The organism is Polaromonas sp. P1_E3, assembly GCF_056405935.1.
Genome location: NZ_JBFUBD010000084.1, coordinates 1 through 11350 on the forward strand (window position 1 = coordinate 1; position 11350 = coordinate 11350).

At 63.6% G+C, this 11350-nt stretch carries 13 protein-coding genes; 6 read left to right on the forward strand and 7 right to left on the reverse strand.

The window, feature by feature from the left end:
• The coding region (locus tag AC1D0Z_RS11405; protein ID WP_477658361.1) for a VOC family protein at positions 1–324 on the forward strand (324 nt) is incomplete at its 5' end.
• Between the two features lie 35 nt (positions 325–359).
• On the opposite strand, the gene AC1D0Z_RS11410 is transcribed toward AC1D0Z_RS11405, so the two are convergent.
• The 4 genes from AC1D0Z_RS11410 to msrB all read right to left on the reverse strand — a co-directional run bounded on the left by AC1D0Z_RS11410 (position 360) and on the right by msrB (position 3213).
• A complete protein-coding gene (locus AC1D0Z_RS11410) occupies positions 360–1442 on the reverse strand; it encodes a Vgb family protein (RefSeq protein WP_477658362.1) in 1083 nt (360 codons plus the stop codon).
• 141 nt (positions 1443–1583) lie between these two features.
• Positions 1584–1817 carry a DUF3606 domain-containing protein gene (locus tag AC1D0Z_RS11415; RefSeq protein WP_477658363.1) on the reverse strand — a complete coding sequence of 78 codons (234 nt, stop codon included), beginning with the start codon at positions 1815–1817 and terminating at the stop codon, positions 1584–1586.
• Positions 1818–1996: 179 nt separating this feature from the next.
• Positions 1997–2713: a peptide-methionine (S)-S-oxide reductase MsrA gene (msrA, locus tag AC1D0Z_RS11420; RefSeq protein WP_477658364.1), complete on the reverse strand. Its 717-nt coding sequence runs from the start codon at positions 2711–2713 to the stop codon at positions 1997–1999.
• Positions 2714–2715: 2 nt separating this feature from the next.
• A complete protein-coding gene (msrB, locus tag AC1D0Z_RS11425; RefSeq protein ID WP_477658365.1) occupies positions 2716–3213 on the reverse strand; it encodes a peptide-methionine (R)-S-oxide reductase MsrB in 498 nt (165 codons plus the stop codon).
• A 564-nt stretch (positions 3214–3777) separates the two neighbouring features.
• Here msrB and AC1D0Z_RS11430 point away from each other — a divergent pair.
• On the forward strand, positions 3778–6264 hold the full coding sequence (locus AC1D0Z_RS11430) for a penicillin-binding protein 1A (protein ID WP_477658366.1): 2487 nt from the start codon (positions 3778–3780) through the stop codon (positions 6262–6264).
• Between the two features lie 182 nt (positions 6265–6446).
• Here AC1D0Z_RS11430 and AC1D0Z_RS11435 read toward each other — a convergent pair whose 3' ends face one another.
• Together AC1D0Z_RS11435 and AC1D0Z_RS11440 are read right to left on the reverse strand one after the other, a co-directional pair.
• Positions 6447–7559, reverse strand: a complete 1113-nt coding sequence (locus AC1D0Z_RS11435) for an ROK family protein (RefSeq protein WP_477658367.1) — start codon at positions 7557–7559, stop codon at positions 6447–6449.
• Between the two features lie 226 nt (positions 7560–7785).
• Entirely contained in the window at positions 7786–7998 is a 213-nt protein-coding gene (locus AC1D0Z_RS11440) for a CsbD family protein (RefSeq protein WP_477658368.1), read from the reverse strand.
• A gap of 316 nt (positions 7999–8314) precedes the next feature.
• Between AC1D0Z_RS11440 and AC1D0Z_RS11445 the strand changes: the two genes are divergently transcribed.
• Both AC1D0Z_RS11445 and AC1D0Z_RS11450 read left to right on the forward strand, forming a co-directional pair.
• Positions 8315–8773 carry a surface-adhesin E family protein gene (locus tag AC1D0Z_RS11445; protein ID WP_477658369.1) on the forward strand — a complete coding sequence of 153 codons (459 nt, stop codon included), beginning with the start codon at positions 8315–8317 and terminating at the stop codon, positions 8771–8773.
• A gap of 120 nt (positions 8774–8893) precedes the next feature.
• A complete protein-coding gene (locus AC1D0Z_RS11450; protein ID WP_477658370.1) occupies positions 8894–9544 on the forward strand; it encodes an FHA domain-containing protein in 651 nt (216 codons plus the stop codon).
• Positions 9545–9591: 47 nt separating this feature from the next.
• On the opposite strand, the gene AC1D0Z_RS11455 is transcribed toward AC1D0Z_RS11450, so the two are convergent.
• Entirely contained in the window at positions 9592–10362 is a 771-nt protein-coding gene (locus AC1D0Z_RS11455; protein ID WP_477658371.1) for a PDDEXK family nuclease, read from the reverse strand.
• A gap of 273 nt (positions 10363–10635) precedes the next feature.
• On the opposite strand from AC1D0Z_RS11455, the gene AC1D0Z_RS11460 reads away from it, so the two are divergent.
• Together AC1D0Z_RS11460 and AC1D0Z_RS11465 are read left to right on the forward strand one after the other, a co-directional pair.
• Complete coding sequence (locus tag AC1D0Z_RS11460) at positions 10636–10995, forward strand: translation initiation factor Sui1 (RefSeq protein WP_477658372.1); 360 nt, start codon at positions 10636–10638, stop codon at positions 10993–10995.
• Position 10996: 1 nt separating this feature from the next.
• On the forward strand, positions 10997–11206 hold the full coding sequence (locus tag AC1D0Z_RS11465) for a DUF3820 family protein (protein ID WP_431096799.1): 210 nt from the start codon (positions 10997–10999) through the stop codon (positions 11204–11206).
• Positions 11207–11350: the final 144 nt, after the last annotated feature.

Sequence of the window (11350 nt, forward strand, 5' to 3'; positions counted from 1 at the left end):
TTGGTCGGCAGCCTGATCGGGCTCAAGGATGTGCGAGCCACCCTTGCGATGATGCGGACGCCCGATGGGCAGGGCATTGAGCTTGACAAGTTCCACACGCCTGACGCCATCAGGTTTGGGCCGGTGGATGCGCCGGTCAACACGCTGGGCTTTCGCCGCGTGATGTTCGCCGTGGATGACATTGATGCGCTCGTTGCGCATATGCGCGCCCGTGGGGCCGAGATCATTGGCGAAATGCAGTACGGGGACACGTACCGGCTGGCCTACATCCGCGGGCCTGAGGGCATTATTGTTGCGCTTGCCGAGCAGGGCGGTGCTGATTGACGTGCACTAAGCCCTGTCTCAGGTTCGGCGACCTTTCACGCCGTCCTCACCACCGTCACAAACTCCGTCCCGCTCTCAGGCAACCAGACCTCCCCAGGCCGGCCCAGGATCTGCCGCACGCTCGCCGCAGCACGCGGCATGGTGATCACCTCAAACTTCTCTGTCGCCGGGTCAAAGCGCAAGAGGGCGTTGCTGCTCCACTCTGAGGCCCAGACGATGTCTTTGTGGTCAACGTACACGGCGTAGATGTGCGGCTCGGTGCCAGGGGCCTTCCACGCGCGCCAGCTGCTGGGGCCTGAGCCCAGTGCGGGGTCATGCATTGAGAGGTTGCCGCTGTTCCATTCGGATACCCAGATGCGGCCCCTGCTGTCTGACCAGACGCGGCGGGCGCCCTGGCGTGGGGTGGGAGGTTCAACGATGCGTGACTCGCCTGTCTTGCGGTCGAGTTGCGCGATGAAGGAGCCGGCCAGTGAGCACCACCACACGTCACCCTTGGGTGTGGCGCAGATGCCGTAGGGGCCGCGACCGCGGGGGGACTCTTTCACCGTGACGCTGGCTGTGCGCACATCGACCTTGCCGACGTAACCGCTTTGCCCGGTGAACCAGAGGTTGCCATCGCCGTCGAAGGCGCAGGTGTTGAGGTTGGCGTACGGTGTGCCGGCGGGCAGGGGGAAGACTTTCACTTCGCGCGAAGGCCAGGCCACGCGGGCTATCGCGTTTTGCCCGCCGTCGGTCAGCCAGGCTGCGCCGTCGGGCCCGGCGATCACACCATGGGGTGATGAGCCATTGCCCAAGGCCACCAGGTCTGACTTGCCGGTGCGCGGGTCAAACCAGCCGAGGTGGCCGCTGCGCTGGGCCGAGAACCACACGCCGCCGTCAGGTGCGGGGGCGATGTCGTGAATGCCGGTGAAGGTGCGGGCGTTCAGCGGCCACGATTGCAGGCGTACGGTGCCGGGTGTTTGCGCCTGTGTGGCGGCCGGCAAACTCAAACCGGCCAGGCCCGCCAAACTGGATAACGTTGCCAAACCGGGGACGGCCGCCAGCGCGGTGCGCCGGGTGATCTGGGTTGGGCCTGATTGTTGAGGAGCGTGGGATGAAGCGCGTGTCTGCAATGCCATGGCAAAACCTCCTGCGCATCTTGCTGCATGCGCTGAACACGATGAACGGCGGTGAGCGGCCGGGTGGTATCCCTGGCATTTTGGCGGCAATGCGCGCCGCCATCAAGCAAACTTCAAGCGAACATCAAACTCGCTTCAAGCTCAGTGCTCCGTCATCGCTTCATGCACGCGGTCTGAATTGGTGGTGCTGCGGGCGCCCTTGAGGTGCATCTCTACATTGGTGGCCTTGTCGCCCACGGCGGCTACGGCTTCGCGCAGCTGTTCTTCCGTGACGTCCAGCTTCTTGAGCCACTGCGCGGTGGTGGCTTTGTCGTTCAGGTTGATGCGCGCAGGCTGTTCGCCTGCGTGCGATGGGGATGTATCGGTGTTTGCCATGGTGGTTGCTCCTTTGCCTGCTAAGGTAAAAGACCACATTAGCGCGCCTGGCCCCTTGTGTTTGTAGGCCATTGCCGACTTCAGGGGTTTCAGCCGGGGAATAGGGCGCATCGGCGCCAAGTCGGCGGTATGGCCTACGCCGTGCACGCCCTATGTTCCCGCTGAAGCGGGCCTGCGCCTTACTTGCCGGCCTGCGACACCAGCACGGGTTTTTCGCGGTAGACCTCGGGCATCACGGCCTTCAGGTTCGCGATCTTGGGCAGGTCAAACCTGGCGATGTAAGGCTGGTTGGGGTGCAGGGTGGCGTAGTCCTGGTGGTAGGCCTCGGCGGGGTAGAAGGCGGCCAGCGGCGCAAGCTGCGTCACGATTTTGTTCGGGAAGGCCTTGGCTGCGTCGAGCTGGGCGATGTAGCTTTCGGTCACCTTCTTTTGCTCGGCGTCTTTGTAGAACACGGCAGAGCGGTATTGCGTGCCGCTGTCGGGCCCCTGGCGGTTGAGCGTGGTCGGGTCGTGTGCCACCGAAAAGTAGATTTGCAGCAGCTTGCCGTAGCTGATCTTTTTCGGGTCGTAGGTGATTTGCACGGCCTCGGCATGGCCTGTGCGGCCTGAGCCGATCTGGTTGTAGGTGGCGGTGGATGCGTCGCCGCCTGAATAGCCCGAAACGGCGTTCAGCACGCCTTCGGTGTGCTGAAACACGGCCTGCACGCCCCAGAAGCAGCCCCCGGCAAACACGGCGGTGGCGGTGCCTGCCTGCGCGGTGGCTGTGGCATCAACGGCCGGTACGGGCAGCTTCACGGCTTTTTCTTCTGAGGCGCGGGCGCTGGTGCCCATGCCGCCGCCAATAAAGACCCAAGCGGCCAAAGCCACAGCGCCCAGGGTGAAAAGGTATTTGTTCATTTTTAGGCTGCCTTGAAGTTAAGAGCGAGGCCGTTCATGCAATAGCGCAGGCCGGTGGGTTTGGGGCCGTCGTCAAACACATGGCCCAGGTGCCCGCCGCAACGGCGGCACAGCACTTCGGTGCGTTTCATGAAAAGGGTGGTGTCAGTTTCTTCGACCACGGCGTTGGTCATGGCTTGCCAGAAGCTGGGCCAGCCGGTGCCGCTGTCAAACTTGGTGGTTGAGGCAAAAAGGGGCAGGTCGCAACCGGCACAGCTGAAAACGCCGGCGCGCTTTTCTTTATTGAGCGGGCTGGTAAAGGGCGTTTCAGTGCCGGCCTTGCGCAGCACGCGGTACTGGTCGGGCCGCAGCAGCTTTTGCCATTCAGCATCGGTGCGGGTGACTTCGTAGGCGCGTGTGGCCGCGTGGGCGGGCGCGGACGCCAGCAGCCCGCGCAGGCCGGTGGCCATGGCGGCGGAGAGGGTGCCCAGTTTGAGCAGGGAGTTTCTGCGGGTCATCATGCGTTGGCCTTTGGCGATGGTTGCTGATTGTTGTCGGGTGTTTTGGGGTGGCATGAGGGTTGGTCGGCGCAGCGGCGTGTTTCTTACGGATGAGGGCGGCGGGATCGCAGCCCTGCGGCTTTGGCGCGAACCTGCGGAGCGTCAATGGTTTTGCCGCGAACGATTGGATGACGCCAGGCCGGTTCAGTTCCGGCGGGGCACCGGAAGGCGGGCGTCTGCTATCAATACAATAGCTGCTAGCGCTCGTCCTTATTGGGCTGGAGGCCGATTTGATGCCTGAACATGGCCTGGAAAGCGTCAAAATGGAGCGGAAAAGGCAAAAACAGCCAAAAATGGGCCCAAAACCTCCTCAAAAACGGCCCAAAGCGCCCCAAATCTGCCCTGAAATACGCTATAAAAACAATAGCTGCTCGCGCTCGTCGTTATTAGGCTGGAGGCCAATTTAATGCCTGAAAAACGGCGTTTCAGAAGCCGCAGAAGCAGCCCCGCCCAACAGCCAGCGTTTCCCCATCGCCGCAGTCCTACAGGGCGGTTTACGCCTCCCATTTAGACTTGCAGGCAATGATGAAACAGCTCCTGACCCAACTTCGCGACTTTGCGGCCACCATTCCTGGCCGCTTGCGCCACCCCACCAAACGCGGCGTGCTGCTGACACTGGCGGCCATTCCGGCGCTGGTGCTGCTGTATGTGCTGATCCTGATTCCGTTCACGCCCAGCATCACCGACCTGCTGAAAGTCAAAACCGCCAAGCCTTCGGTGGTGATGTCGTCCRACGGCCAGGTGCTGGCGGTGTTCAAGCGGGCCAACCGCGACTGGGTCAAGCTTGAAGACATTTCGCCCAGCGTGGTGGACGCGCTGATCGCCACCGAAGACCACCGCTTTTACAACCACCACGGCCTCGACATCAAGCGTACGGTGTCGGCCGTGCTGCACACCGCCGCCGGCAAGACGCAGGGCGGCTCGACCATCACGCAGCAGCTGGCGCGCAACCTCTACCCCGAAGAGATCGGCCGTTCGTTGTCGATCACGCGCAAGCTGAAGGAGGCCATCACGGCCTTCAAGATAGAGGCGGTTTACTCCAAGGAAGAAATCCTGGAGAGCTACCTGAACACCGTGCCTTTTCTGTACAACGCCTACGGCATTGAAATGGCGGCGCGCACCTATTTCGACAAATCCGCCAACGAGCTGGACGTGCTGCAAAGCGCCACGCTGGTGGGCATGCTCAAGGGCACGGCTTACTACAACCCGGTGAACAACCCCGAGCGCGCCATGCAGCGCCGCAACACGGTGCTGGCGCAGATGGTCAAGCACGAGAAACTGCCCGCGGCCCAGCTGGACGCGCTGAAGGCAAAGCCGCTGCGCATTGACTTTGAGCGCCAGGAAGACGACCTGGGCTCGGCGCCGCACCTGGCGCAGCAGCTGCGCCGCTGGCTGATCGACTGGGCCGACCGCAACAACTACAACATCTATGCCGACGGCCTGGTGCTGCGCACCACCATTGATTCACGCCTGCAGGACCTGGCCAACAAGGCGCTGGCCGCGCAGGTAGACCGGCTGCAGAAAACCGTGTCTGTCGACTGGCGCTTTAACTCGGGCTGGAAGGCCAAGAGCGGCGCGCCGCGCGAACTGGCTTTAGCCTTTGTGCGCGACACCGACGAATACAAGGCCGCGCGCGCCAAGGGGCAGCCCGACGACCAGGTCGTCAAGGCGCTGCTGGCGGACGCCGAGTTCATGCAGAACCTGAAGGACGACAAGACGCGCCTGCAGGCCGGCTTTATGGCGCTGGACCCGAGCAATGGCCAGGTTCGGGCCTGGGTGGGCAGCCGCGACTTTGCCCGCGACCAGTTCGACCACGTGCAGCAGGCGCGCCGCCAGCCGGGCTCGACCTTCAAGCCCTTTGTGTATGGCGCGGCGTTTGAAAACGGCGCCAGGCCGTCCGACGTTTTCCTTGACGGCGCGGTGGAGATCCCGCTGGGCAACGGCAACTTCTGGCGGCCGACGGACGGCGGCGGCCCCAGCGGCGAAATGATGTCGCTGCGCCAGGGCCTGATGTTTTCCAAGAACACCATCACCGCGCAGGTCATGAATGCGGTGGGCCCCGCCAATGTGGCCAGGCTGGCCAAGGCCATGGGCGTGCGCCAGAGCAAGCTGGAAGAAGTGCCGTCGCTCGCGCTGGGCACCAGCCCGGTCACGCTCAAGGAAATGGTGGCGGCCTACGGCACGCTGGCCAATGACGRCCGCTATATAGAACCGGTGATCGTCACGCAGGTGGAAGACCGCAACGGCAAGGTGCTTGAGGTGTTTGAGCCCAAGCTGGCCGAAACCGTGATGCCGGCCACCGTGGCACAGACGCTGCTGGACGTGATGCGCGGCGTGATCGACCAGGGCACGGGCGCCGCCATTCGCAGCCGCTACGGCATCCAGGCCGACGTGGCCGGCAAGACCGGCACCACGCAGGGCAACACCGACGGCTGGTTCATCATGATGCACCCGCAACTGGTGGCCGGGGCGTGGGTGGGCTTTAACGACAACCGCGTGACCATGGCTGACAGCTATGGGCAGGGCGCCCGCAGCGCGCTGCCCATGGTGGGCGAGTTTTTCCAGGGCGCCATCAAGGCCAAGGTGGTGGACGTGAACCTGCGCTTTGCCGCGCCGCAGGGCTCGGCCGTGACGGACCAGGAACGCCAGCGCATTGAAGCGCTGCTCAATGGCGCCGAGCCGCCGCAGGAAAGCCAGCCCGCGATGAGCGGCGACGGCGGCATGCCCCAGCCGCTGGGCGCGCAAAACGTGTCAGGTCCCGTGGGAGGGCAGGCCATCGAGGGCGGCCCGCCGCGCGTCTGGCAGCCGGCACCGGTGATCAAGTACATCACCGTGAACGGGCCCGCCGTGGACGGCACGCCCTTGCCCAACACGTCCGGTGGCGCACCGGGTGTGGTGCTGCCGCCCGAGCAGCCGCGGCGCGTGCAGCCTGAGGTGGTGCTGGACACCGTGCCGCAGAACATGCCTGTTGTGCCCGGCGTGGTGGTGGGCGCGCCTATCGCGCCGCGCTAGGCATTGCGCTGGCGGTAGGGTGGCGGCGCGTCGGTGGGTGCGCAGTTTCGCCGCTTCGTTGCTATGAAATAGATAGCTGCTTGCGCGCGCCCTGATTGCCTTTCAGGCCTGTTAAACGTTTTATTAAAGATCGCCGTGAAAATCGCCGTGACCAATGGTGTGCGCGGCCTCAGCGTTCGGCATCAGGGTCTGGCTTTGCCGGCAGGCGCTTGCTCCGGGCCGGTGTTGAGGTAGCTGGCGTTGCCCAGCCCGGTGCCCACCGTCAGCACCGCCCAGCGTTTGACACCCTGCATGAAGGGCAGCTCCGACAGGCCCTGCACCACCGCGTCGTTGTGCAGCCGCACCTGCGTGGTCTGGCCGTCCTGGCGCGGCAGCAGCTCGCTGAGGTCATGCGCCAGGTTAAAGCGCGGGCTTTCCCAGTTGCCGGGCAGGTTCTGCGCGCCCGTGGCAATGGAGCCGTCGTCGCAGATCATGCCGGGGCAGGCCACGCCCACAAAGGGCGCCAGGGTGATGTCTTTTTTGTCGGCCAGGCGCTTGAGCTTTTTCAGCATGGCGGCAATGCCCTGCACCAGGTGTTCGCGCCGGGTCACGTCGTCGTCGCCGCGGTGGCCCCATTTCTCAAGCCCGGTCACGCGCACGTCCGACAGGTCGGGAGACTTGTCCAGGCGCGGCCGCACAATGCCGCAGCGCACGTTGGTGCCGCCTATGTCGACTGCCAGGAACCCGCCGTATTGCGACAGCAGCTCGGGCGGCGCCAGGTGCACCCAGCCGATCAGCCCGCCTTCGTCCGGGTGGTGGCRCAGCGTCATCAAATGCACGTGGGCGTTTTGCTGGTAGAGCAGTTCGGCCGCGCGGTCGATGGCGAGCTCGCCCACCAGGCTTTGCTGAAAGCCGCCGCCCACCACGATGCGCTGCACGCCGTGCCACGAGGGATGCGCCAGAAAGCGCCGCACCACGCGCACGAGTTGCCAGGCGTAGTCTTCCGAAGCAGCGGAAATGACGGCGGCGGCCTTGCCGTCGCGCTTGAGGAGCAGGTCGAGCCGTTTTTTGGTGATGGCGCGCGTCGGCTTGCTGCCCAGCACGTCTTCACCGCTGATGCGGCGGAATACGCGGCGCCACACGTCGAGCATCTGGCTGTAGGCGACGCGGCTGACGGTGTCGCCCAGAAAGCGCTCGCCGTCGTGCAGTTCCAGGCTGTAGCCGTTGATCGTCACCGCGGGCAGCTTCAGCTGGCCGTGGAGCAGGTCGAAGGGCAGGGGAGCGGTGGATGGTTTACGGGGAGCTTTACGCGGCATGGTGTGCGTGCCTGTGTATCAGGGATGTATCGGTCATGGATACATTCATGATGCAGCCAGCCCGGGCGGCAGGCTATCAGCCAACGCCCTTGGATGCGTCAGCCAATGGCTGATGAATGCTGATGAAGGCTGACGATTGGCTTCGGCGCAAAAAAATCGGCCGGAAGAACGGCCGATATTGGGGACTCAAAGGCACCCGGCGACGCCGGGCAGCGTTTGATGACGGTCAGCGACGCAGGGGGTCGCGGTTCTTGTCCAGATCCTTCTGGATGTCTTCCGCGTTCTCACGCGCATCGCCGGCGGCCTTTTGTGCCTTGCCCTGAAATTCACGGGCGTGGCCCTTGGCCTGCTGTTCGGCGCTGCCGACCATCTTGCCGGTGTGCTCCTGCACTTCACCGGCGACTTCCTTGATCTTGCCTTTGACCTGGTCTTTGTTCATGAGATACCTTTAAAGGGCCATGGAAAATTCCATGCATTCCAAGTTAGCCCGCCTGCAGGCGCCCATCCGAAGTCATTGGGCCCGTGCCGCTGTGGGCATGTGCCTACAGGGCCATTCGATGCGCGCCTGCGACGGCTCGGGAAACAGTTGCAACAGAAAGTTTGTTGCGGCAGGATTAAACTGGCGCTTCAAACAAACAAGCAGTAAACCAGCAGTGAGCTGGCAAAGAACTTGCAGTTACTGGCAATCAATCGGCAGTGAATGGACAGTGACCAGGGCCGTGGCATTCACGGCAGCGAAGGGAGAGAAAAACCATATGAAGAAGATCGTGATTGTTTTAGGGGCGCTGATGGCCGCGGCCTCCCTCTGGGCTGCGCCCGCCGCGGTTCCAGCGCCTACCCCCTGGTTTACCGTGATGGGCGACCCGGACGACCCGGCCGTCGACACCATCGAGGTGGACCCTTCTCCCGTGGCCGCCAACGGCGACATGCGGGCCATGCAGGTCCGCGTGAGCCGCGCCCTGCAACGTACCAGCTGGGACGGCGTGCCTTACCGCTCCTATGTTTCCACCGTGCTGTTTGACTGCGCGAACAAGAGCGCCAAGTACGTGACGCTGGCGTTTTACACGCAGCCGCTGTGGAAGGGCGAGCCCTACAAAACGGCGACTTACCCGAATGAAGTGGTGCGGCCCATGGAGTTTCGCGATGTGACGCCCAACCCGACCCAGCGCATTATTCGCGCCGCCTGCGAAACCGGAAAAATCACCAACAACTAGCGCTAGCAGGGCGCGCTGGCGGGTTGCGCCCCGCTTGTGCCTTTGGGGCGCCCCGGCTACGATGGTTTGCCGCTTACGCATGGGGCGTGTCCGGCGACTATTCCTGAAGAAGGGTGCTGCATGCCGCAACTCATTGCATCGGTCGAAGGCGTCGAAATCAGGMACGTGTACCTGACGAACGACCGCACCACGCTGGGCCGCAGGCCCTACAACGACATCATCTTTGACAACCTGGTGGTCAGCGGCGAGCACTGCGTGTTCCTGCTGAAAGGCCTTGCGGACGTGTACCTTGAAGACCTGGGCAGCACCAACGGCACCTACCTTAATGGCCACATGGTCAAGTCGCGTGAGCTGCTGCACGACAACGACATCATCAACATCGGCAACTTCCGCATCCAGTACCTGGCCACCTCGCGGCACGAAGAAGAGGCTCCGCGCGAACATCAAACCACCGCCATGGCGCTGGACGCGCTGGGCCTGCCCGGCACCACCGGCACGATGCACGCCAGCCTGAAGGTGCTGTCGGGTTCATCGGCGGGGCTGGAAGTGCCGGTGGTCAAGGCCGTTACCACCTTCGGCCAGCCCGGGGTGGCCGTGGTGTCGATTTCGCACCGGCGCGACGGCTACTACGTCGCCCACATGGACGGCGAAAAACCGCCGACCTGCAACGGCAAGCCGATCGGCGTGAAGGCCATTCCGTTAGCCCACCACGACATCCTGAACCTGGCCGGAACCGAGATGGAGTTTTTGCTCAAGAGCGCCGAGGGCTGAGCGGCCTGGCGGCTTACGCAGGCTGGTGCAGGYGGGTGCAGGTGCCCTCAGATGGTGGAGCTGCTGATGCTGGTGGTGGGAAAGCCCATGGGCCGGCGTGAACTCCGCGGCCTGTTAGAAGGCGGCTCACCGGCCAGGCGCCAGGCAAAGGCCCGCGCCAGTGCTTTCAACTTGAGCGTGGACTTCAAATGCAGCGGCGTCATGCCGGTGCGGGTCAGGTCCGATGCGTTGCTGGACACGCGTGACAGGCGGCGCTGTTCCAGCGCAGTGACGGGTTTGCGCGGYATGGCTGAGCGAGGTGTCTTTTTGATGGCTGCCTGCGTGGCGGCGGCACCGGTGAACTTTTCACGCAGCAGCGCGGCCTCGGGCCTGCGCTGGCTGTCCACAATCCAGTAGGGAATGCCCGCGCGGCTCAGCAGCTCGCGCTTGAAGGCATGCCTGCGGTCAGCCAGCTCGCCGCGCCCCAGCACGTCGACGCAGCCCAGCACCGTGCCTTTGCGGTCGGACACCGCGCAGGCAAAGCTCACGGTGCTTAGCAGCGCCTGCCAGTGCGCGTCGCCGCCGCGGCTGTTGGGTTCAATAAAGCCGGTAAAGGGCACCTTGATCAAGACATGGTGGTCCGGAAAAATGTCCGCCAGCCAGCGCCACACCGCGAGCTCGTCGCGGCTGGTCAGCGGCTTGCTGCGCAGCGCGTGGTTGCGCGCCACCTTCTTGCGGGTGGACACCACATGCGAGAGCCAGCGTTCATAGCCCAGCGCGCCCAGGGCCACGCTGCCCACAAAGATAAAGAAGCCGATCAGAAAAGAGGTGCCGGTCATGGTGCTGTCCTGGTGCTGATGCTGCGTTGGTGTGCCGGGCCAATGCGCTGCCTGTTGTGATGGGGTGCATGACCCTGTGTGGCTGCGCGGCACTGGCTGAAAAATCCCAGCCGTGTTTATAAGGTACATTTTTCATTTTTCGGCAATATGGCCCAGAACATTTGTGAACGTTCGTATTAGGCCGTGCGGGCCACTCGGCGTGTGCTGGCCAAAATCGCTTCACGCGCAACGGTCTCTCCAACGTTGCTGATCCTCCTGATTCCTTCCTGACCCATGAAGAAACTCCCTGCCAGCGGCGGCCTTGTGTATTCCACCGATGCCGGACGCATGTGCCCCGGCTGCCGCCAGCCCGCTTCTGCCTGCACCTGCAAGCAGCAGGCCGCACCCAGGGGCGATGGGGTGGTGCGCGTCATGCGTGAAAGCAAGGGCCGCGGCGGTAAAACCGTCACCGTCATCAAGGGCCTGCCGCTGGATGGATTGGCCCTGGCGCAGCTGGGCAAACAGCTCAAGGCCGCCTGCGGCTCGGGCGGCACGGCCAAAGACGGCGTGATTGAAGTGCAGGGCGATCATTGCGATACCGTGATGCAGGCCCTGCAAAAACAGGGCTACGCGCCCAAGCGGGCAGGTGGCTAGGATGAAACCCGAAGACCTCCAGCTGCTGGTGACCCGCGAGATGCCTTTCGGCAAACACAAGGGCACGCTGATCGCCGACCTGCCCGGCAACTACCTCAACTGGTTCGCCCGAGAAGGTTTCCCCAAGGGCGAAATCGGCCGCCTGCTGCAGCTGATGCAGGAGATCGACCACAACGGGCTGAAGCCGCTGCTGGATCCGCTGCGGCGGTAATGGGACACTGCGGGTTCCAACTTCTCAGGAGACGACTTGGCTTCCAGCGACTGCGAAAAGTCGGGTCAGATCGATGTGAAATTCAACAAATTCCTGGAATGAAACACATACTTCTCCCAAAAAACTCTCAAACCTTCTCTGCGG